Annotated in this window: 22 protein-coding genes and 1 pseudogene; 14 read left to right on the top strand and 9 right to left on the bottom strand. The window is 66.8% G+C overall.

Features of this window, described 5'->3' with window-relative positions:
- Nucleotides 1–283: 283 nt before the first annotated feature.
- Nucleotides 284–1,126, bottom strand: a complete 843-nt coding sequence (locus tag A3CU_RS0128310; protein ID WP_052372308.1) for an alpha/beta fold hydrolase — start codon at nt 1,124–1,126, stop codon at nt 284–286.
- Nucleotides 1,127–1,551: 425 nt separating this feature from the next.
- Between A3CU_RS0128310 and A3CU_RS0128305 the strand changes: the two genes are divergently transcribed.
- The gene (locus A3CU_RS0128305; RefSeq protein WP_027945130.1) at nt 1,552–2,040 is read left to right on the top strand and encodes a DinB family protein; all 489 of its coding nucleotides are present in this window, start codon (nt 1,552–1,554) and stop codon (nt 2,038–2,040) included.
- A gap of 114 nt (nt 2,041–2,154) precedes the next feature.
- On the opposite strand, the gene A3CU_RS0128300 is transcribed toward A3CU_RS0128305, so the two are convergent.
- Complete coding sequence (locus tag A3CU_RS0128300) at nt 2,155–2,604, bottom strand: hypothetical protein (RefSeq protein WP_027945129.1); 450 nt, start codon at nt 2,602–2,604, stop codon at nt 2,155–2,157.
- Nucleotides 2,605–3,064: 460 nt separating this feature from the next.
- Between A3CU_RS0128300 and A3CU_RS47030 the strand changes: the two genes are divergently transcribed.
- Entirely contained in the window at nt 3,065–3,856 is a 792-nt protein-coding gene (locus tag A3CU_RS47030) for a ComEA family DNA-binding protein (protein WP_245617379.1), read from the top strand.
- A gap of 76 nt (nt 3,857–3,932) precedes the next feature.
- On the opposite strand, the gene A3CU_RS0128290 is transcribed toward A3CU_RS47030, so the two are convergent.
- The gene (locus tag A3CU_RS0128290; protein WP_027945128.1) at nt 3,933–4,403 is read right to left on the bottom strand and encodes a winged helix-turn-helix transcriptional regulator; all 471 of its coding nucleotides are present in this window, start codon (nt 4,401–4,403) and stop codon (nt 3,933–3,935) included.
- Between the two features lie 56 nt (nt 4,404–4,459).
- On the opposite strand from A3CU_RS0128290, the gene A3CU_RS0128285 reads away from it, so the two are divergent.
- Both A3CU_RS0128285 and A3CU_RS0128280 read left to right on the top strand, forming a co-directional pair.
- Nucleotides 4,460–5,857 carry a DHA2 family efflux MFS transporter permease subunit gene (locus tag A3CU_RS0128285; protein WP_043842831.1) on the top strand — a complete coding sequence of 466 codons (1,398 nt, stop codon included), beginning with the start codon at nt 4,460–4,462 and terminating at the stop codon, nt 5,855–5,857.
- 60 nt (nt 5,858–5,917) lie between these two features.
- Nucleotides 5,918–6,670 carry a class I SAM-dependent DNA methyltransferase gene (locus tag A3CU_RS0128280; RefSeq protein WP_027945126.1) on the top strand — a complete coding sequence of 251 codons (753 nt, stop codon included), beginning with the start codon at nt 5,918–5,920 and terminating at the stop codon, nt 6,668–6,670.
- Nucleotides 6,671–6,778: 108 nt separating this feature from the next.
- Here the strand turns inward: A3CU_RS0128280 and A3CU_RS0128275 are convergent, their stop codons facing one another.
- The gene (locus A3CU_RS0128275) at nt 6,779–7,267 is read right to left on the bottom strand and encodes a hypothetical protein (protein ID WP_027945125.1); all 489 of its coding nucleotides are present in this window, start codon (nt 7,265–7,267) and stop codon (nt 6,779–6,781) included.
- 65 nt (nt 7,268–7,332) lie between these two features.
- Here A3CU_RS0128275 and A3CU_RS0128270 point away from each other — a divergent pair, with 65 nt between their 5' ends.
- Genes A3CU_RS0128270 through A3CU_RS0128260 form a run of 3 tightly spaced genes read left to right on the top strand, consistent with a single transcriptional unit; the run spans nt 7,333 to nt 9,543 of the window.
- Complete coding sequence (locus A3CU_RS0128270) at nt 7,333–8,298, top strand: helix-turn-helix transcriptional regulator (protein WP_027945124.1); 966 nt, start codon at nt 7,333–7,335, stop codon at nt 8,296–8,298.
- A gap of 16 nt (nt 8,299–8,314) precedes the next feature.
- Complete coding sequence (locus A3CU_RS0128265; protein ID WP_156960591.1) at nt 8,315–9,226, top strand: hypothetical protein; 912 nt, start codon at nt 8,315–8,317, stop codon at nt 9,224–9,226.
- Nucleotides 9,226–9,543, top strand: a complete 318-nt coding sequence (locus A3CU_RS0128260) for an ArsR/SmtB family transcription factor (protein ID WP_027945122.1) — start codon at nt 9,226–9,228, stop codon at nt 9,541–9,543. The genes A3CU_RS0128265 and A3CU_RS0128260 overlap by 1 nt, the downstream gene beginning before the upstream one ends.
- Here A3CU_RS0128260 and A3CU_RS0128255 read toward each other — a convergent pair.
- A complete protein-coding gene (locus A3CU_RS0128255) occupies nt 9,540–10,217 on the bottom strand; it encodes a response regulator transcription factor (protein ID WP_027945121.1) in 678 nt (225 codons plus the stop codon). The genes A3CU_RS0128260 and A3CU_RS0128255 overlap by 4 nt on opposite strands.
- Nucleotides 10,214–11,449 carry a sensor histidine kinase gene (locus tag A3CU_RS0128250; protein WP_084143873.1) on the bottom strand — a complete coding sequence of 412 codons (1,236 nt, stop codon included), beginning with the start codon at nt 11,447–11,449 and terminating at the stop codon, nt 10,214–10,216. The genes A3CU_RS0128255 and A3CU_RS0128250 overlap by 4 nt, the downstream gene beginning before the upstream one ends.
- Before the next feature lie 164 nt (nt 11,450–11,613).
- On the opposite strand from A3CU_RS0128250, the gene A3CU_RS47025 reads away from it, so the two are divergent.
- From A3CU_RS47025 to A3CU_RS47015, 3 genes are all read left to right on the top strand, one after another.
- Nucleotides 11,614–12,042, top strand: a complete 429-nt coding sequence (locus A3CU_RS47025; RefSeq protein ID WP_052372336.1) for a DUF6220 domain-containing protein — start codon at nt 11,614–11,616, stop codon at nt 12,040–12,042.
- A 197-nt stretch (nt 12,043–12,239) separates the two neighbouring features.
- Nucleotides 12,240–12,656, top strand: a complete 417-nt coding sequence (locus tag A3CU_RS47020) for a DUF6220 domain-containing protein (RefSeq protein ID WP_043842828.1) — start codon at nt 12,240–12,242, stop codon at nt 12,654–12,656.
- Entirely contained in the window at nt 12,653–14,623 is a 1,971-nt protein-coding gene (locus A3CU_RS47015) for a multicopper oxidase family protein (RefSeq protein ID WP_043842826.1), read from the top strand. Before A3CU_RS47020 ends, A3CU_RS47015 begins: the two co-directional genes overlap by 4 nt.
- Before the next feature lie 10 nt (nt 14,624–14,633).
- Here the strand turns inward: A3CU_RS47015 and A3CU_RS0128230 are convergent, their stop codons facing one another.
- Nucleotides 14,634–15,578, bottom strand: coding sequence for a GNAT family N-acetyltransferase (locus tag A3CU_RS0128230; protein ID WP_027945119.1), 945 nt, complete (start codon nt 15,576–15,578; stop codon nt 14,634–14,636).
- Nucleotides 15,579–15,818: 240 nt separating this feature from the next.
- Here A3CU_RS0128230 and A3CU_RS0128225 point away from each other — a divergent pair, with 240 nt between their 5' ends.
- The 4 genes from A3CU_RS0128225 (at nt 15,819) to A3CU_RS0128210 (ending at nt 18,720) form a co-directional block, all read left to right on the top strand.
- The gene (locus A3CU_RS0128225) at nt 15,819–16,448 is read left to right on the top strand and encodes an alpha/beta fold hydrolase (RefSeq protein WP_043842823.1); all 630 of its coding nucleotides are present in this window, start codon (nt 15,819–15,821) and stop codon (nt 16,446–16,448) included.
- 106 nt (nt 16,449–16,554) lie between these two features.
- Nucleotides 16,555–17,493: an RNA polymerase sigma-70 factor gene (locus A3CU_RS0128220; RefSeq protein WP_027945117.1), complete on the top strand. Its 939-nt coding sequence runs from the start codon at nt 16,555–16,557 to the stop codon at nt 17,491–17,493.
- A 37-nt stretch (nt 17,494–17,530) separates the two neighbouring features.
- Entirely contained in the window at nt 17,531–18,304 is a 774-nt protein-coding gene (locus A3CU_RS0128215) for an SDR family oxidoreductase (protein ID WP_027945116.1), read from the top strand.
- 110 nt (nt 18,305–18,414) lie between these two features.
- Entirely contained in the window at nt 18,415–18,720 is a 306-nt protein-coding gene (locus A3CU_RS0128210; protein ID WP_211246531.1) for a hypothetical protein, read from the top strand.
- A gap of 337 nt (nt 18,721–19,057) precedes the next feature.
- Here the strand turns inward: A3CU_RS0128210 and A3CU_RS55220 are convergent, their stop codons facing one another.
- On the bottom strand, nt 19,058–19,186 hold the full coding sequence (locus A3CU_RS55220) for a hypothetical protein (protein WP_281174154.1): 129 nt from the start codon (nt 19,184–19,186) through the stop codon (nt 19,058–19,060).
- A 36-nt stretch (nt 19,187–19,222) separates the two neighbouring features.
- Nucleotides 19,223–19,330 (bottom strand): annotated as a pseudogene (locus A3CU_RS55790) (HNH endonuclease); the annotation flags it as partial.
- Nucleotides 19,331–19,806 lie beyond the last annotated feature (476 nt).

Raw genomic sequence — 19,806 nt, 5'->3', positions numbered from 1 at the left:
CCCGGCGAAAATTCATCCGGATGGGCTCCTTGGGCGTTGACATGATCACTTGTTCAACACGCGAGGGCAAGGCATGGATCGGATCAACCGGACACAGCAGCGCCACGGATCACGGCGGGCCGCGCAATCGTCGCGCTGCGTGCGGACACGAGCTGACGTCGAACAACCTCGCGTGGTCAACGCGAGGTTGTAAGGGGCAAGTCCGGGCGAAATACTAGTGACCTTAGTGGTTAGCAACCACGAGGTTCGATACCTCGTTTGCGGTCGTCGTTGGGGTACACGTTCATCCCGCTTGCGCGGCGTGGACCGCGGTGAAGGCCAGGAGGGGCGCGGCGGTCCGCTGCGGATCCTCGAGAATCGGTGTGTGTCCAAGACCGGACAGCAACTCGATTCTCGCGCCTGGAACGGCGCGGTAGCCGGCCGCGGAGGACGATCGCCACCTCCGGTCGTCCTCCCCGAAGATCACCAGTAGCGGCTTGCCAAGGGGCGCCAGCCGATCCGGGAGCGTCCGCTGCTCCAGATAGGCGCGCGGTGCCTGCATCAACGCGGCGAACGTGTTGAAGGGCATGCCGCGTACACCGTCCACGAAGATTTGTGGAACCTCCTCGCCCTCGGGGAAACCGGTTTTCCCGAGCTGACGGATCTGCTCCTCGGACGGTGGCCACTGCGCGGGACCGATGGCGGGCTCCTGGGCGATGAAGGCGTCCATGTCGGGCCCGAAGTTGATGATCACGAGCCCGGTCACCAGGTCGGGTCGTTGCTCGGCGAGGGCGGCGGCGACCGTGCTGCCGCTGGAATGGCCGACCACGATGGCGTGCTTGATGCCGAGCCGGTCGGCCACCTCGCCGGCCCGGCGTCCCTGTGCGGGGATCTCGTAGTTGCCATCGGCCGGCTTGGCGGACCGGCCGCACCCGAGCAGGTCGATCCGGATGACGCGATGGGAACCGGTCAGCAGCGGAACCATCAAGTCCCACGAGCGGGCCATGGCGGCCGTCCCGTGGATGAGCAGGAGTACGGGAGCGTCGCGGGGGCCGTCCTGGTACACGTAGATGTCGCCGTCGTCGAGGGGCAGGGTCGACTCCGCGGCGTCGTCTTTCACGTGCGATTGGCCTTCAGGAATGGTCATGAGCCCACTATCACCGCCGGTGTGCGCCGGTGGCTTGGACAAATGTTCCCTCCCCGGCTCGCCTGGCACGTGGGAGTAGCCCGAACCGATCTTGGTGTCGAGGAGCCCTCCCGGGCCCTCGGCTCACAACATGCAAACAGATCGACCCGAGTCACTTGACGCGGTATGGCTTGGACGTTACCTTTGCCATCGATCTGGCTCTCCTCGGTTCTGGACAAGCCTTCCCCGAGGACCGTCTGACAAGGGCTGGAAAGCGCTTGCAGCGCGGTGTGCCTACCTCTCCGCGGTCCTTCGGCACCGATGTCTTCGGTGTTCTCCTCCGCGATCGAAGTGAGTCCTGTTCGATCGAACCCGATGCTGCTCGAGGCATGCGCCCGCGGTCCGGATCCGTCGAATGTCCCTGCAACCAGAAAGCTGAACGACCAATGTCAACACTGCCCGGAATGACCACTGGACCCGAACGTCTCATGTTGGAGCAGATGCTGGACCGCAACCGGCAAGCGCTCATCGATACCGCACGAGGGCTGTCCGAAGCCGAGGTACGACGGCGACTGGTCGTGTCACTGACCACCCCGATCGGCCTGATCAAACACGCTGCTTTTGCCGAGCGCCGCTGGTTCCAACGCATCCTGCTGGGTCTGGATGAATCCGAATGCGATGGCTACGCCATCCCTGACGAGGGCAGTTTCCTTGTGCCCGACGGCGAAACGCTGGACGACGTGATCGCCGAATTCGAGCGCGCCAGCGACCGTTCCCGCAGGATCGCCGCCGACTTCGACCTCGACGACACCGGGACACACCCCAGCGCCGGCGACGTCAGCCTCCGGTTCGTCTACCTGCTCCTGATCGAGGAATTCGCCCGCCATGCCGGCCATGGCGACATTCTCCGCGAACAAATCACCGCCGCGCGATAAGCCTCGTTGCCGTGAGAGCAATCTCGTGGCTTTCCGCACCGCAATGACCTGAGGCGGCATAGAGTTGGTCTCATTCGGGTTGTTGGGCTGAATCCCGTTCTTTGCGTGGAATTTTCAGGCCACGGACGAACCTGTCACTGGTCGCCGCCACGACCTGATCGCCGTGAGTGCTCCGGTCAGGACGGTCAGCACGATCCATGCGGGCCAGCCACCTATCGAGGTATCCCAGGCAGCGCGCTGGACTCCGCTCACGAAAACCAGGACCAGGCCGACCAGGAAGAACGGCAGGGCGGCGCCGATCGTGTGCGCCAGGTCGGCGACCGGGAACGGATCATGGAAGTGGTATCTGCCGCGAGCAGGCTGATGAGCAGGGCCAGCAACACGACGATCGGTGGTGAGATCAAGGCGGCGGCCAGGCGAGCCATCCTGAATATCGCCGCCCGACAGCCACACCGGCAGCAGTGCCAACCAGATCACGGCATAGGTGACCGCCACGAAGATGGTGATTCCCTTCACGTCGTTGGCGGCGTCCGCACCCCGACGGCTCAACATGTTTGTCGTCATGCCCGGACGTTATGGACCGGACCCCGTGCCGCACGACACAGTGATCCGCCAGGCCCGGACTACAGCCCGCTGTATGCCCCTGCCGCTGCTCATAGGCGAGACTTCGACCGCCAGACAATCCGCGTATCAGGAGTCAAGGTCGCTACCGTCCTCGCCGAGCAACGGCACCTCGCCGGCCCGGCGTCCCTGCCGCTGATCTGGGCCGGTTGTCGGCGGCGGATGCCTAAGTCGCTTGCGTCATGCGCTTGCTCAAGCGTTGCCGCAGGGTGAGGCTCGGCGCCGGTCCGGCCGTTGAACGGGGCTGTTTGCAGCCGGCTGTCGCCGGTCTGGCCGGTGCCGTGGAGGTGTCGACCACCCGGCTGCCCCGGATGCCGGGAAATCGGCACGTCCGGTCCGGGAGAGCGGCCGTCGAAAGTTCCGGCTGGCCCACAAAGGATGAATGCGACCCCGATGACCGAACTTGCTGCGTGCTGCCGGTCGGGAAAAGCGGAACGTGGTGCGAATCGGTAAAAGTGTGGACAATGGGACGCGACGTCATGGTCGAAGGGATCGCCTCGTGATCGGACCTTTTCCCGGCACCTGGTCCACCGGATGGTGGTATATGCCGCTGTCGATTGGGTCACTCGGGTTGTTGAGCTGGATCCCGTTCATTCACGCGGCCGTACGCCTGTCACGCCCGAGTGTTTATCTGTGGGCAGTGACCTACTGCGTCGGGATGGTCGCGGTCCTGGTTGTTCTGCCCGCGGACGACGCGGCACCCGCAGCGGACCTTCGGTCGGGTGTCGGCCTCCTGCTGATGATCGCGATGGCGACGGCGGGCTCGTTGCAGCAGCGGTACCTGCGCCGGATGCAGTTGGCGGCGACAGTGCCGGGGCCATTCGCAAAACGCGCGAAAGAACCCGCGGCAGAACCGGCGACCGTCGAGGACCGTGCTGTTACCCGGGTCCGCTTGGCCCGCGAGCGGCGGCAGCAGGCTCGCGAACTGGCCGCGAGCGACCCGCTGATGGCGCGAGAACTGCGCATCGGGCGTCCGGATTTGCCGCACCGCTACGACGATGGCGGGCTGGTCGACCTCAATAACGCTCCCGCCAAGGCGATCGCGAAGGTCTGTGGCATCGACCTCGCCGCCGCTCGAATGATCGTCGAGGCCCGTGCGGGCGCCAAGTTCTTGGCGGTGGACGACGTGTTCGTGCTGACCGACCTGCCGGTGGACATCTGGGACGTCATCCGCGATCACGGGATCGTCATGTGACCTCGTCGCACGGGCGCAGGCCGTCGAACAGGACGGTGAGGTAGGCGTCGGCGAGGTGGGTCAGGCCAGAAGTGGCTCAGTGGTTGACTCTTACCCGCAGGTTGTCGAGTTCGACCTCGTTACCGGCTTCGCTTTGGATCACCACGCGCACTCCGGATCCGGTGTCGTCCTCGACGACCCGGAGCGGCCCACCGTCGTCCTGCAGGTGTTTGTCGCCCCACTGCATCAGGGCGATCACCGCCGGCAGCAGGTCGCGCCCCATCGGAGTCAGCACGTACTCGTAGCGGGTGCGCTGGCCGGGCTCCCGGTACGGCTGCTTGTCGAAGATGCCGATCGCGACCAGTTCCTTGAGCCGCCCGGCGGCGACCGCTTCGGTGATGCCGACTCGTTCGGCGAAGTCGTCGAAGCGCGTTGTGCCGTAAAAGGCTTCGCGCAGCAGCAGCATCGCTGACCGCGTGCCGACGACCTCCATGGCCTTGCCGATCGAGCAGCGCGTGGCCTTCCACTGTCGCCGGTCCGCGAGGACTCCCTCCAGCTTCATCGCCATGTGTCACAGCTTATCTGACTTGCAAAATCCATAGCCAGCTCGCTAGCTTGCTGACTATGGTGATCGATAGTCAGACGGCCCGGGCCCGTCGCGCACGCCCGGGTCTCCTCCTGATGATCCTTGGCGGCGCACCGTTTCTGGCCGGTCTGGATCTGTTCGTGGTCAACGTCGCCTTCGGTGACATCGCCACTAGCTTTCCGGGGCATTCACTCGCGGACCTGAGCTGGATCCTCAACGGATACGCGATCATCTACGCGGCCGCGCTGATCCCGATCGGCCGCTGGGCGGACAAGGTCGGCCGCAAACGCGTGTTCCTCCTCGGGCTCGGCCTGTTCACCCTCGCCAGCCTTGCCGCGGCGGCGAGCCCGGATCCGTGGACGCTGGTCGTGCTGCGCCTGTGCCAGGCGCTCGGGGCCGCCGCACTCACCCCGGCCAGCCTCGGCCTGCTCATTCACGCGGTCCCGCCGGACAAGCGCGCCGGCGCCGTGCGGGTGTGGGCCGCCGTCGGTGCGCTCGCCTCCGCCTTCGGCCCGGTCGTCGGCGGGCTGCTGGCCGAACTGTCGTGGCGGTGGATCTTCGTCATCAACGTCCCGGTCGGCATCGTGCTGCTCGTGCTCGCCCTGCGGGTGATCGACGATCCGCAGCCGGGACAGGGAAACTCGCCACTGGACCCCACCGGCGTCGCCCTGCTGACTGTAGGGATCGGTGCGCTCGCGCTGGGGCTGGTGCAGGGCCGTGCCTGGGGCTGGTCCAGCGCAGGGATTCTGGCGAGTTTCGCCGTCGCGGTGGTGGCGCTGATCGGTTTCGCGATCAACAACGCCCGCCATCGCACACCGTTGATCGAACCCGCATTGTTCCGAGTACACAGCTTCACGTGGTCGAACGTCGCCGCACTGCTGTTCAACGCGAGCTTCGCGGCGGGCCTGCTGGCGGTGATCCTCTGGCTGCAGAACGTCTGGTCGTATTCGGCGATCCAGACCGGCCTGGCCATCGCGCCCGGACCGCTGATGGTGCCGATCTTCGCTCTCGGCGGGCAGGCAGTGGCGAAACGAGTCCGTGCCGGAGCGCTCGCGGCCGTCGGGAGCGCGTTGTGGGCGCTCGGGATCGCGGTGATCGGACTGTCCGCCGACCGTCAACCGCACTATGTGACGGGCGTGCTGCCCGGCTGGCTGATCGCCGGCATCGGCGTCGGCCTCGCGATGCCGACGATCCTGTCCTCCGCCACCGCGCACCTGCCTCCCACACGGTCGGCGACCGGCAGCGCGATCGTGAACATGACCAGGCAGATCGGCATGGTGCTGGGGATCAGCGTGCTCATCGTCGTCCTCGGTGGATTCGCCGAAGACTTCGGGCACGCCTGGCTTGCAGTGGTTGTCATCGGCCTGCTCGCCGCCCTCGCCGCGCCAGGAATGTCCTCCCGCAAGGGCGTGTCCCCAACCTCAAGCAGCTGGTAATGAGAGACGCCGTGCCAAATTCAGTGGACAACACCAACACCGAGGACGATTGTCCCGGGCATGCGGCAGGAGGAGATCTGGGACGTCGACGCGGCCCAACGCTATGACACACCGGGAAGCGGAATGTTCGCGCCTGAGGTTTTGGAGCCGGCCGTGGACCGCCTTGCCGAACTAGCCGGCGACGGAAGGGCGCTCGAGTTCGCCATCGGCACCGGACGTGTGGCCGTCCCGCTCGCCGAGCGAGGAGTGCACGTCACCGGCATCGAACTGTCCCGTCCGATGATCGATCAGCTGCGGACGAAGGCGGACGAAACGTCGATCCCGGTGGTCGTCGGGGACATGGCGACGGCCATCGCCCCCGGCAGCTACTCGCTCGTTTACCTGGTCTACAACACAATCTCGAACCTGCTCACGCAAGCCGAGCAGGTCGACTGTTTTCGCAATGCCGCCCGCCACCTGACCCCCGGTGGCCGGTTCGTGATCGAACTCGAGGTGCCAGAGCTGCGCCGGCTCCCGCCGGGGCAGGATGCCACGGTCTTCCGGGTCCAGCCCGGTTACATCGGTTTGGACACTTACGACGTAGTGCGCCAGCACCTCGTGTCTCACCACTTCACGTTCGGCGAGAGCAGGCAGGCTCGGTTGGTCCGCAGCCCGCACCGCTACATCTGGCCGGCCGAGCTCGACCTCATGGCTCAGCTGGCCGGGTTCGAACTCGAGACCAGGCACGCGGACTGGACCGGCACCGAGTTCACCGCCGAGTCAAGGTCCCACGTCTCGGTCTACCGCCTCCCCGCCGAGGTGCTCCCGGTGTGACTGAGCGCCACGGTTGGCGGGGATCGCTGACCGTGGCGCTCAGGAGTCGGGCCGGCTGCCCAGGCGGTGACCACCGGTGAGGAGGTCCCGAAGACGCGGCAGCCGCCGTTACGCGACGCCGTCGGTGGCCCTGTGCCGGGTGAAGTCCATGTGCCAGTTGGTGATCCAGGTCCGCCCGTCGTCGAGGGAGAACGCCTGCTCCCAGTGGGCGCGGTCGGTGGTGATGCCGGACCAGATGAAGCGCGCCTTGACCTTCCGGCCGTCGTGTTCGTCGTCCCCGTGGAAGACGCCGGTGCCGTCCGCACCGAAGCTGCCGGTGACGGGTGGGAAGAGGGTGCCGGTGCGCTTGCTGGCCCAGTACAGCGACCACTGTGCCGTCTCCGGGTTGAACAGCCGCAGAGTCAGCCCGGAGAAGCCCTTGGTCGGGAACTCGATCTCGTCGAAGCTGGCGCCGCCGTCGAAGTGGCAGGAGGCGCGGGTGATGCCGGGGAACTCCTCCCAACGGTCGTCACCCTCCGTCGGGTCGAGGAAGTCCTTGCGCCAGCGGTTGGCGACGTCGTAGGTGTCGGTGAAGAACGCGAAGTCGTTGTTCGTCATGTCGCAGACGCTATGGCCGATCCCCTGACATCTCGTGTCAGTGGACCGGCCGTAGATTTCCGGCCATGCGCGCCGGCCGGCTCCTCTCGCTTCTGCTCCTGCTGCAAAACCGCGGCCGGATGACCGCCGATGAGTTGGCGGTGGCGCTCGAAGTGTCGGTGCGTACGGTCTACCGGGACGTGCAGGCGCTGATCGCGGCGGGCGTGCCGGTCTACGGCGAGGCGGGGCACGCGGGCGGCTACGCCCTGATCGACGGCTACCGCACGCGGCTGACCGGGCTGACCGCGGCCGAGGCGCAGACCCTGTTCCTGGCCGGTCTCCCCGGGCCGGCGGCCGAGCTGGGGATGGGCTCGGCCCTGGCCGCGGCCGAGCTCAAGCTCGAGGCGGCCCTGCCGGCCGCGCTGCAGGACCAGGTCCGGCGGATCCGGGAGTGCTTCCACCTCGACGCCCCGGGCTGGTACCGGCAGGCGGACGAGGTGCCGCACCTTCCGGCGGTGGCGGCCGCGGTGTGGGAGCGACGGGCCATCCGCGTGCGTTACCGCCGGTGGCGTACCCCGCGGGTGGTTGACCGGCGCCTGGAGCCCTACGGGATCGTGCTCAAGACCGGACGCTGGTACACCGTTGCCCGTGCCGGCGACGACCTGCGCACCTACCGGATCGGGCAGATCCTTGATCTGGAGCCGCTGGAAGATTTGTTCGACCCACCGGTCCGTTTCGACCTGGCTCGTCACTGGCAGGCTCATACGGCGCGGTTGCAGGAGCGGCTGTGGCAGGGCGAAGCGGAGATACGCATCTCACCGGTCGGCATCGCCCGCCTCCAGGACGTCGCGGCGCAGGCGGTGCTCGATGGCGTGAACCAGGGAAAGCCGGAGCCCGGCGGCTGGCGCCGGGCGGTCATCCCCATCGAGAGCCTCGACCACGCGGAGGCGGAGCTGCTGCGGCTGGGCCCGGAGGTGGAGGTGCTCGCACCGTCGGAGCTTCGGGAGCGCATCGCCGCATCGGCACGGACCATGGCGATGCTCTACGACTGAAGCCCAGGGAGCGGCGGTGATCCGCATATCCGGATATAGTGATGGCGTGCGGGTACTCATTGTGGGACGTGGCCCGGTTGCCCAGGTCCTGGCGACGTCGCTGGCGGCAGAGCATGATCTGACCGTGGCGGTTCGTCGGCGAACCGCGGATCACCTGCTGTTGCAGACAGCGCGGCTGAGATTCGGGCGGCCGTCGGCGCTGCCGCGGACGAGGCGTGTGGGGGCTGTGGCGATCGACGACGACAGCCGGCACTGGGACGTGGTGATCAGTACCGCGCCACTTGGCGAGCCTTCGGTCCAGGCGTTGCTTGCGGGACCGTCTTCAGCCATCGCGTCGGTGACACAGGTCCCCTCGGAGGTCGACGTCCTCCGTGAGCTGGCCGGCGCACGGCCATGGGGCCTGATCGTTCCCGAGTTCCTCGCGGAGAAGGGCGAACAGGTCGCATGGTGGTGCCCTGGCCGGCACCGGTTCACCACCGCCGGACCGGCGAAAGAGATGTTGCGGTCGTTGCCGGCATCGGCCAAATTGGCCCGAACGGCAACACTTTCGAAGCCTCTCCGGTCGGCCGCCACCATGATGCCGATCGTCGCGGTATGGCAGCTCTGTGGCTTCGACACCTCACCGACGAGGTCGCAAGTCCAGAGGATGGCGGCAGTAGCGGCAGAGGCCAACGCGGCCGTGGCCGCCGAGTTTCGCGAAGCCCCGCCAAAGCCGTTGCCGGCACGAACGATTCGCGCCGTCCTAGCAATGCTTCCGCAGCTGGCACCGATGAACTTGCCGAGGTATCTGTCCGCACACTTCGGCAGTCACACGCCGCAGACCGTTCAGATGCTGGACGACTGGATCCGCCTCGGACAGGAGAACAAGCTCTCCGTGTCCGAACTCGACAGTCTGCGGGTAGAACTCACCCGGAACGGAGAACAGTGATGATGCGAGACGCGCTCCTGTCGGCGCTCCCGGTGTTCCGTGCCCTGGGTGAGCCCGTTCGCGTGCGGATCATCGAGACCCTTTTGGACAAGAATGGGCCGGCTACTGTCGGCGAACTTCAAGCGACGCTTGCGATACCGCAGTCCACAGTGTCCCGGCACCTGCGCATTCTGCTTGACGCCCACCTGTTAGCCGTCACTCGAGACGGGGCGCAGCGCCACTATCGACTGGACGTGCCCGAGGAAGCGCTGAACGCCATCGAGCATCTCGTCCGCGAGGTGCGTGCGTGCCAGTCAGAGAAGGGTCATCGAAACTAATCGGTGAAATGGCTCAGACCGGTTTGATAGGCGATTGCGACCAGTTGTGCGCGGTCGCGTGCCCCCAGTTTTCCCATCATGCGGCTGACATGCGTGCGTGCGGTGGCCGGACTGAGACACAACGCGGCACCGATCTCGTCGTTGCTCATGCCCTGCCCGACCAATGCGAGCACTTCGCGCTCGCGGTCGGTCAGCACCGCGAGCCGGTCCTCGCCGGACTTCGTAACCCTGCGCTGCGCGGTGAACTGGCTGATGAGGCGGCGCGTGACCCGAGGTGCGAGCAGAGCGTCGCCGGCGGCGATCACCCGGATGGCATGCAGGAGTTCGGCGGGGCCCGCGTCCTTGAGCAGGAACCCACTCGCGCCCGCTTCCAGGGCTTCGAAGACGTTCTCGTCGGTGTCGTAGGTGGTGAGGATGAGGACCTTGACCTGCTCCAGGCCTTTGGTCCCGGCGATCTGGCCGGTAGCGCGTATCCCATCCAGCCGCGGCATGCGGATGTCCATGAGGACGACGTCGGGACGGGTGGCGTGGATCAGTTCGATGGCTTCCGCGCCATTGGTGGCCTCACCGACCACCGTGATGTCGTCTTCCAGGTCGAGCAGGACCTTGAAACCGGAGCGGACCAGACGTTCGTCGTCGGCGAGGAGCACTTTGATCGGCGGCGTGGGGTTCACCGGGACGCTCCAACCGGATCGAGTGGCAGGCGGGCAGTGACCTCGAACCCGCCACCGGGACGTGATTTCGCGTCGAGTTCGCCGCCGAGCAGTTGGCAGCGTTCGCGCATGCCGACGATCCCGCGGCCGGTTGTGGGCGAGGCGCCGGTGCGAGCCGGGACGTGCGAAGGGTCGCGGCGGCCTTCGTCGGTCACTCGTATCCGCAAGGCATCGATGGCGGGTTCGAGCGCCACCGTCACCCGGGTCGGGCCGACGTGGCGGATCACGTTGGTGATCGATTCCTGCACGATGCGGTACACGGCGCTGCCTACCGCGCTGGGCAGCGCGGTGACCGGCGAGGTCTCCTCGATGACGATGTCGAGCCCGGCATCGCGAGCCTTGCCGGCGAGTTCGTGGATCTGGTCGAGACCGGGGTAGGGTTCACGGTCGTCGCCGTCGCGCAGGACACCGAGGATGGCGCGCATCTCGCGTAGCGCCCGTGAACTGGTCTGCTCGATGGTGTGCAGCGCTTCGCGGGCCTGTTCCGGTCGCTTGTCGAGCACGTGTGCGGTGACCCCGGATTGCACGTTGATGATCGCGATGGCGTGAGCCACGGTGTCATGGACTTCGCGGGCGATGCGCAGCCGTTCGGCGTCGACCCGTGCCCTGGCCTCCTCTTCGCGGGAACGCTCCGCCAGTTCCGCCCGCTCCTGCGCATCGGCCGCGATGACCCGGCGGCTTCGGACGGACTCGCCGAGCGTCGCGCAGATCGCCGTCGCGCCGATCCGGAGGAGTATCCAGCCGATGGCCACGCTCGGCGTGATGTCCGCCCCGGCGAGCAGCCAGCCAACGGCGAGCACCGTGGTGCCTGCACTGGCGATCAGCAGCGACCGGCGCCCGTCGCCGTAGGCGGCGACGGTGTACATGGCGACGAACAGACCGAGACAGGAAAGCCGTTGGGGCAGGCCGAGATCGAAGTAGATCAGGCTGGCCACCGCCGTGATCGTCAACACCGCGACGGGCCACCGGCGGCGGGCGGCGACGGCCAGGCCACTGACGATCAACAGGGCGTAACCCACCGATCCGGCGTCCGAGACCGGCCTGGCCGCCGGCTCGGGGAGAACGGCCGCGTAGTCCGCGACGCTCTGGATCTGAACCACGGTAACGAAAAGCGCCAGCAGGACATCCGAGAACCACGTCCGCCGGCGCAAGAACCCGGCGGACAGCTGTCGTGACAACGCCCGCAGGTCCATGCCGTGATCGTACGGGATTCGCGGGAGCCCACACCTGCGCTCGGACGCGTGCTCGGCTACGCCGGTCGACGTAGCCGAGCGCAGTTTTCTTACTCGCACAAACGTAGTCGGTGTCACCCGTCGTCGGAAGCGGAGAACGCCGCCCCAGCGTGAAGATCGTCGGTATGAGAAAAGTTGTCACTGTTCTGGCAGCATTGCTGCTGCTGGCCGTCGTCGCACAGTTCTTCCTGGCCGCTTTCGGTGCCTTCAACAATGCGCCACGCGAGGAAGGCTTCGGGCCGCATCGGGCACTCGGGTACTCGATCCTCGCCCTCGCGTTCGTGGTCACGATCGCCGCCGCGCTCGCCCGGATGCCGGGACGGGTCATCGGGATGGCGGGCCTGGCCGTCGGGTTGGTACTGCTGCAGGTAGTGATCAAGGAAGTCGCCGGAGCGATCGGCGACGGTTCGACCGTCGCCCAGCTCATCTTCGGCCTGCACGCGGTCAACGGGTTGCTCATCATGGGCGCGGTCGAAGAGGTCATGCGGCGATCGCGAAAGATTTCGTGGAAACCAGCCGAACAATCGGCCGAACCGAGCCGAGCGGCGTCATGACGACAGTCGCCTTGATCACCCTAGAGGAGGACATCGCCCAGCGTACGGAGCGTGGCGGCTCGCGATGGCACCCGGACGCTTGCTCGACTACACCGACCGAGGTAACCGAGCACGGTTTTCGTACTGCGAAAAAAGTACTCGAGGTGTCACCCCTCGTAGGAGGCGCAGGACACCGCCTCGGCACGAAGATCCTCGGCATGAAAAAAGTCGTTGCTGTCCTGTCGGGCCTGGTGGTGCTGGCTGTCGTCGTGCAGTTCTTCCTGGCCGCCAGCGGTGCGTTCGACAACGCGCCACGCGAGGAGTCCTTCGGACCGCATCGCGCGCTCGGGACCGCGATCCTCGCCCTCGCGGTCGTGGTCACGATCGCCGCCGCGCTCGCCCGGCTACCCGGACGGATCATCGGGATGTGGGGCCTGACCGTCGGGTTACTGCTGCTCCAGATGGTGATCACGGAAGTCGCCGGCGCGATCGGCGACGGCTCGACCGCCGCCCAACTCGTCTTCGGCCTGCATGCGGTCAACGGGCTGGCCATCATGGGCCTGGCGACGTTCCTCCTGTGGCGATCACGGCAGATTTCGCGGAAACCGATCGAACCCAACCGAATGGCGTCATGACAACAGTTGCCTTGATCCTCCTCGACCATGCCATCGCGCTGCTGAGTGTCATCGCGTGGTTTGCGGCAGGCGTCACCTTGTTGTTGCGCCGTGCCAGGCCGGCCCTGGCCTTGCTGGCCGTGGCGCTGCTGCTGACGTTGGCCAGGGTGGCGTCGGTGGCGGTGCTGGCCGGTCGTGGCTGGTGGTTCGTCCAGGAGAAGGTGCTGCTCGGGCTGCCGATGCTGGTGGTGGCGGCGGTGACCGCCACCACGATCGCCGGACCCCGGCTGCTCGGGTCAGCCCGGGGCGTGGGGCGGCCGGAAAAGGTCGACGCCGCAGCCGTTGTCGCACTGTTCACCGCCGCTTATGCCGCGCTGGCAGGGTTTGTGGTGACGTTCCTCATCGGGTATCCCCTTACCCTGGGCACCGCACTGATCACGATCGCGGTCGTGATCGCGGGTGTCCTGCTGACCGTGCGGGTGCTCGCTGCACCGAACGCGAAGACATCGAACGGGGACACCGATCCGGACCGGCCGGCCGTTTCGCGCCGTCGTTTCCTCGGTGTTGCCGGCGGTGTGGTCGTGGTCGGTACGGCCGGTGCCGGGGCCGGTTCGACGCTGGCCGCCGCCGAGGCGGTGGCCGACGAGGGAGGCGGTGCCGCCCCTGGCCCGGGTTCGCGTGCCGCCGTATCGGTGACCGACCTGCGAGGCCCCGACACACCGGCACCGGGCGGTGTCCGGCGCGAATACGTGGTGACCGCCCGGAAAGCCGCTGTGCGCTTGGAATCCGGACGCGACATCGACGCGTGGACCTTCGACGGCACGGTGCCGGGTCCGCCGATCACGGCGACCCAGGGCGATCTCGTCGAGGTCAAACTGATCAACCACGATATCGACGGCGGAGTGACCCTGCACTGGCACGGCTATGACGTACCGTGCGGAGAGGACGGCGCGGCGGGCCTCACCCAGGACGTCGTGGCACCCGGCGGCGAGTTCGTCTACCGGTTCCGCGCCGACCAAGCGGGAACCTACTGGTATCACACGCACTACGCGTCCCACGTCGGCGTAACTCGTGGGCTCTACGGCGCTCTCGTCGTGAAACCTCGCGAGGACACCGGAGAGCTGGATCTGACTCTGCCCGTGCACACCTTCGACGGCATCGCCACGATCACCGGCGGCGCCGAACACCTTGCGCCGGCCGGAACCGCGGTCCGGCTGCGGCTGATCAACACCGACTCCGACCCGCACTGGTTCGCGCTGGCGGGCACCCCGTTCCGGGTGGCCGCCGTCGACGGCCGGGACCTCGTCCAGCCCGGCGAGATCAGCCGGACCGGACTGCGGCTGCCCGCGGCCGGTCGCTACGACGTGGTGTTCGTCATGCCGGAGACATCCGTGGCACTGAAGCTCGACGGTCATGCCGCCACCGTGTGGTTGCGGCCTCAGGCCGGCGCACCCGACGGCCAAGCGTCCACAATAGACACGACAGGATGGTCCGAACTCGACCTGTTGACCTACGGTGCCCCGGCCCCCGTCGCGTTGCGCGCCGACGCCGCCAACCGGCACTTCACGATGGTCCTCGACCGTGGGTTGGCCATGGTCGATGGCTCACCGACGTACGCGCGGACCGTCAACGGCCGCGGGCACCCGTCGATCCCCGATCAGCTCGTCACCGAAGGCGACATCGTCCGGCTCACCGTGGTCAACCGGAGCCTCGAGACCCACCCCTGGCATCTGCACGGCCACACCGTGCTGATCCTGTCCAGGGACGGAAAACCCGTGTCGGGCAGCCCACTTTGGGTCGATACCTTCGACGTCCGCCCTGGACAGGTCTGGGAGGTCGCGTTCCGGGCCTCGAATCCGGGCATCTGGATGAACCACTGCCACAACCTGCCGCATGCCGATCAGGGGATGATGTTGCAGCTGCGCTACGACGGTGTCACCACCCCGTTCGGCGGTATGGCTGGGATGGACATGCCCGGCCACCACTGACGCGCCCCGGTCAGCTCCAGGTCATGTTGATCTCGCGTTCGAAATTGACGTATCCAGCGCGCTGGAAGGCGTTCGCCATGGGGGTGTTGCCGAGGTCGGTGGAAGCCCGGATGCGGGGGACGTCTCGCTCGGCAAGAAAACGGGTGCCCTCGGCAAGGATGTCGGCTATGTAGCCGTTGCCGCGATGGGCGGGCACGACCCCGATGTAGGCGATGATGGGGTTGTAGCCGTTGTGGGCCGGGATGACGAATCCCACCGGCCCTCCCTTGGGCAGGGTTGCGATGCGCCACCAGTCTCGCGGGCTCGGGTACTGTACGAGTTCGTCCTCGTACTGCCTGACGGCCGCTTCCTGGATGGACATTCGGGTGAGGTCGTCTCGGCTGTGTGCGTCGAGCGTCCCGTCCAGCACCAGGGCCATCAGGGCGATTAGTTCCTCGGCGTCGTGGACCGGCCGGAACGCGAGGCGTCCACTGGGCTCAGGAACCGGCGATTCCGGACGCCATTCCAGACGCAGTCGTTCGACGAAGAGCCGGGCACTGGTCCGTTGGAGCACCGTCATGCGATCCTCGACGACTTGCCTGGTCACCGCGTTCTCACGCCAGTTCGACGGGACGAAACGGCTGTACTCGGGGAGATGTGACACATTCGGGAGGGTGGCGGCCATCGCGGTGCGCAGGAGTTGTACTCCGGTATCGACGCGATCGGCTTCCGCAGTGCTGTCGTCGAGGTCGACGATGTCCAGGATCTCTGGTGCGTTCCTGCCTGGCCGACTCCACCAGGCGAGCCTGGCCAGCAGGCGGTCATCGCGCAGGGCGACCCACATCCATTGTGGACGCCGGCGGCCGGCGGCAAGGTCGTCGGCCAATTGCCCGTTCAAGACGTAGGGCAGTTGGGAGAACAGGCCGAGTTCTTCGGGGCCGGTGATCGGACGCATGGTCAGGTCGTTCGTTTTCACGGTCAAGGCACGCTCCGGTGAAGGCGCCCGTCCGCTCCGGGGTCAGAGGTGGTCCGCGCCCCGGGAGGACATAAGCGCGGTGATCATGGGGATCATGGGTTTATGCCTCCTCTCGTTGTCGTCCTCACCCTTGTGGCGAGGGGGCAAGAGTAACGTCTATCCGACCGCAGCCGGCGTCCGCAAACCCTTTTCGCACCCTGCCTACTTCCGGTGTCGCTGGATCTCCTCCCGGGAGCACTGATGACGTACCGCCGCAACACCGTAGTCTTCCTGATCCACGGAGGACTGTGGGACGACATGAACGCAGATCTGTTCTGGACGCTGCCCGGAGTCACGGGCGGCATCCGGCGAGACGGCTTCACGGTGCTCGCGCCCAACCGCCTTCACCGGCCACCGGACTGGGATGCCGAAGTCGAGCACCTCGCGGCCTTCCTGCCCGAGCGGCCCGTCGCGGTGGTCGCCGGGTCGAACGGGTGCTCCGCGGCCGTCCGCCTCGCGCTGGCCTTCCCGGACCGGATCGCGAGGCTGCTGCTGGCCTGGCCCGCCACTGCCGGGGACAGCGCCGTGGACTCGCGCACCCGCGCCGGCCTGGCCGCCCTCGGCGCTTCGGAGCAGAACATCCGCGCCTTGCTGGATGGGCAGACGTTGCGGGGGCTCGCCGACAACGAACTCGCCACACTCACCATGCCGGTCAGCGTGCTTCCATCAGCGCCGGAGAACCCGGTACACCAGCGACACACCGTCGACGCCCTCCGGCGCCTTCTGCCGGACAGTGAGGAACTCCCCGGCTGTCCGGAGCCTCCCCGCCCCGAATTTCCTTCACAGCTGGACCGGCTCCTCACTTCGATCATTCAATTCGCCTCAACATGACACGGCGAGCGACGGTCAAGGCGAGCACAATGACGTTCCACCATGGACGGCGGAATCCTGGGCGACCGACCATGGCCATCGGCGGTGTCGTGCGAGAATCGCGGCCGTGAACCGCCCAGGGAGAAGTTCCGGACCCGCGCCGGTCGGGGAGTTCGAGCGGCAGCGGCCGCGGCTGTTCGGGCTGGCGTACCGGATGCTGGGTTCGGCCGCGGACGCGGACGATGTCGTTCAGGACGTCTTCCTGCGATGGCACGGCACCGAACCCGGCTCGGTCAAGGAGCCCTCAGCGTGGCTGGTCAAGGTCGCCACGAACCTGTGCCTGAACCGGCTCGGATCGGCCCCGATTCGTCGAGAACGCTATGTCGGGTCGTGGTTGCCGGAGCCGGTGCTGACCTCCGACAGCGCGCTGGGGCCGATGGAGACGGCCGAGCAACGGGAGACGGTATCGCTGGCCTTCCTGGTGCTCGCCGAACGGCTCACCCCGGCAGAGCGGGCGGTTTTTGTGCTGCGTGAGGCGTTCGGCTACAGCCATCGCGAGGTGGCTGAACTGGTCGAGCTTTCGGAGTCGAACTGCCGGCAGTTGCACAGCCGCGCACGGAAACGCCTGTCAACCGTCCTGCCCCTGCGATCCGCGGGCGACCTCGCCGAGAATCGGATGCTGGTCGAGCGGTTTCTTGACGCCGCGCGTGGCGGTGACCTCGCCGGCCTGGAGCGGATGCTCGCCGAGGACGTCAAATCGGTCGCCGACGGTGGCGACACGCCCGGCGTCGCCCGGTTGCCTGTGCACGGCGGCCAGAAGGTGGCGCGGTATCTGGCGACCGTCACCAGCCGGTATGCCGAAGGTCTCACAGTGTCCATTCGCGAGGTGAACGGCACTCCGGCGTTGGTCGCTCGGTCCGCATCCACGCTGGTCGGCGTATTCGTGCCGGAGATCGCGGGCGGCCGGATTGCCGGCATCCGGATAGTCGCCGACCCGGACAAGCTCCGGTTCGTCGGCACGCAACTGGCCCGGTTGTCACGTTCCGAGGAGTCATTCGGTTCCTAGTGGTGCAAGGTGAGATTCAGCCACCACGGAGCGAGACATGGCGAAACAGATTCTGGTCACCGGCGGCACTGGGCGGCTCGGACGTGCGCTGGTGCCACGGCTGCTCGATACGGGCCACGACGTGCGGGTGCTGACCCGCAAGAGGCGCGAGCCTGCCGCCCACCGCTGGGTGACGGGTGATCTGCGCACCGGCAGCGGGCTGGTAGGCGCGGCCACCGAAGCGGACGTGATCATCCACCTGGCGACCACCAACGGGCGAGGCGATGTGGCCGCGACCGGCAACCTGATCGAGGCCGCGAAGGCGGCGGGCAGCCCGCACCTGGTGTACGTGTCGATCGTCGGCATCGACAAGGTCGCGCTCGGCTACTACCGGGCGAAACTGGCATGTGAACGGCTGGTCGAGGGGTCTGGGTTGCCGTGGACGATCCTGCGCACGACCCAGTTCCATGACCTGATCACCGACATGTGCGAGGTCCAGCGTCTGCTGCCGGTGGTGTTGATGCCGTCGAAGGTGTGTTTCCAGCCGGTCGACGTCACGGAGGTGGCCGACCAACTGGTCACGTTCGCGGCAGGACCAGCCGCGAACCGGGTGCCGGACATCGGCGGCCCGGAGGTGCGGGAGGCCGCCGACCTGGCCCGCAGGTACCTCCGGGCGATCGGCCGTCGTCGGCCGGTGTGGGCGGTTCCCTTGCCGGGCAAGGCGATCCGGGACTATCGCGCGGGCCATCACCTCACCCCGAGCCGGGCGGTAGGGCAGATCACCTTCGACGATTTCCTCACCGGAGACCGTGCACACGGACGGCGCCGGTGATGCGGCGGTGGCTTCGCGTCGGTCTTGGGTTTCTCGCGGCGACCCAACTCGTCGTTGGCTTGTGGGCATTGCTCCTTCCTGCGCGGTTCTTCGCGCTTGAGGTGGTCGGCATGGGCATGGCCTACAACAAGCACCTGATGCTGGACTACGGCGCCATGACACTCGCCAGCGCCGTGGTACTCGGCGCCGCGACCATCCACATGGGACAGTGGATCACCCGGACCGCGCTCGTCATGTACCTGACCTGGGTGGTTCCGCACTTCTTCATCCACCTGACCATGCTCGATCATCTCGCGCCGTCGACCGCCACACTGCTCATGGTCGCACTTGGCCTCGCGATCGCCTTGCCTGCCGGTCTGCTCACGCTCACCGGGCGGGAACCCCGGCGCCTTGACGATTCGAGTGGCCGCATCTGACGATCGAGGAGTTCGGGTTGTGCCACGTTGGGTCCACAACGTGCACAACCTGAACTCTCTTGGACACGCACCAGTGAGGTGGGGTCGGATGTCGGGCACCGGCCAGCCCTTTGCCGAGGCCAGTATGATCACCGCCCACCGCAACCGCACCCGATCTTGCGCGGTGCGGTTGATCCGCTGCAACCGCTGTTCCTCAGCCATCGACAACGGCCGCATGAACAGCTCCGGAGGTCGAGCCACAACCATCCCTTCCCAATCCTGCGATCATGTTTGGCGACCGGGATGAACGCCACCACATCAAAGGTGAATTACCGCAACGACCAACGTTGACGAGGCGCTAGAAGGGTGGTGACTCGTCGGCGTCGGGGAGTGGGTTTTCGCGGGGTTCGTGGAGTGGTTCTGGTTTGCTGGTGTAGTGGTGGTCGGTGGGGGTGGTGATGGTGATCTCGCCGGTGTCCTTGTCCATTGTGTACGACCAGCCAGGTAGATCCTTGATGTGATGGTCTTTGGCGCAGAGTGAGGCGAGGTTGTCGTAGGAGGTTTCGCCGTCGTCGGCGTCCCATTCTTCGACGTGGTCGAGTTCGCAGACCTGGGCTGGTCGGTGGCAGATGGGGGAGCGGCATTCGCGGTCGCGGGCGTAGGCCAGGCGGGCGAGTGCGGCGGGTGGGCGGTAGGAGCGGCGGCCGACGGAGATGATCTGTCCGTCGTCGGGGTCGGTGATGATGCGGCGGAGGGTGGTGTTGGTGCCGTTGGCGATCTCGTTGGCCAGCCAGGCTGGGATGATGCCTTGTGTGTGCCATGAACGTGAAAGGGGAGGGTTTCGGTGTAGAAGGCGAGATCTGAACTGGAGCGGTGCTGTGTTTGTGATGAAGGTGGGCCCTTCGGGATCGCTGTGCAGGCGGAGATCTCAAACCGCCCTGTGTTGCTGCGGTGAATGAGTCGTGGTGGTGAGCGACAGGGAAAAGGCACTGCGAGACGGTGTCAGGTGGGGGTCGGGAAGGCGAATACAAGTGAACCATCGAAGACGCGTCGTTATGATCAAAATGACATCGAAACCAGAGCTGGGCAAGGGGTTCTGGGATGAGT

This window comes from Amycolatopsis taiwanensis DSM 45107 (assembly GCF_000519205.1).
GTDB lineage: Bacteria > Actinomycetota > Actinomycetes > Mycobacteriales > Pseudonocardiaceae > Amycolatopsis_E > Amycolatopsis_E taiwanensis.
This window is presented reverse-complemented; position numbering and strand designations above follow the sequence as displayed.

Coding starts and splice junctions, on each gene's coding strand:
- A3CU_RS0128270 (WP_027945124.1), top strand. CDS start 7,333: ATGCGCGCCGGCCGGCTCCTCTCGCTTCTGCTCCTGCTGCAAAACCGC.
- A3CU_RS0128250 (WP_084143873.1), bottom strand. CDS start 11,449: ATGGACCTGCGGGCGTTGTCACGACAGCTGTCCGCCGGGTTCTTGCGC.
- A3CU_RS0128215 (WP_027945116.1), top strand. CDS start 17,531: ATGGCGAAACAGATTCTGGTCACCGGCGGCACTGGGCGGCTCGGACGT.
- A3CU_RS47025 (WP_052372336.1), top strand. CDS start 11,614: ATGAGAAAAGTTGTCACTGTTCTGGCAGCATTGCTGCTGCTGGCCGTC.
- A3CU_RS0128225 (WP_043842823.1), top strand. CDS start 15,819: ATGACGTACCGCCGCAACACCGTAGTCTTCCTGATCCACGGAGGACTG.
- A3CU_RS0128310 (WP_052372308.1), bottom strand. CDS start 1,126: ATGACCATTCCTGAAGGCCAATCGCACGTGAAAGACGACGCCGCGGAG.
- A3CU_RS0128290 (WP_027945128.1), bottom strand. CDS start 4,403: ATGGCGATGAAGCTGGAGGGAGTCCTCGCGGACCGGCGACAGTGGAAG.
- A3CU_RS47020 (WP_043842828.1), top strand. CDS start 12,240: ATGAAAAAAGTCGTTGCTGTCCTGTCGGGCCTGGTGGTGCTGGCTGTC.
- A3CU_RS0128275 (WP_027945125.1), bottom strand. CDS start 7,267: ATGACGAACAACGACTTCGCGTTCTTCACCGACACCTACGACGTCGCC.
- A3CU_RS0128305 (WP_027945130.1), top strand. CDS start 1,552: ATGTCAACACTGCCCGGAATGACCACTGGACCCGAACGTCTCATGTTG.
- A3CU_RS0128210 (WP_211246531.1), top strand. CDS start 18,415: ATGGGCATGGCCTACAACAAGCACCTGATGCTGGACTACGGCGCCATG.
- A3CU_RS47015 (WP_043842826.1), top strand. CDS start 12,653: ATGACAACAGTTGCCTTGATCCTCCTCGACCATGCCATCGCGCTGCTG.
- A3CU_RS0128260 (WP_027945122.1), top strand. CDS start 9,226: ATGATGCGAGACGCGCTCCTGTCGGCGCTCCCGGTGTTCCGTGCCCTG.
- A3CU_RS0128300 (WP_027945129.1), bottom strand. CDS start 2,604: ATGACGACAAACATGTTGAGCCGTCGGGGTGCGGACGCCGCCAACGAC.
- A3CU_RS0128280 (WP_027945126.1), top strand. CDS start 5,918: ATGCGGCAGGAGGAGATCTGGGACGTCGACGCGGCCCAACGCTATGAC.
- A3CU_RS0128285 (WP_043842831.1), top strand. CDS start 4,460: ATGGTGATCGATAGTCAGACGGCCCGGGCCCGTCGCGCACGCCCGGGT.
- A3CU_RS55220 (WP_281174154.1), bottom strand. CDS start 19,186: ATGGACAAGGACACCGGCGAGATCACCATCACCACCCCCACCGACCAC.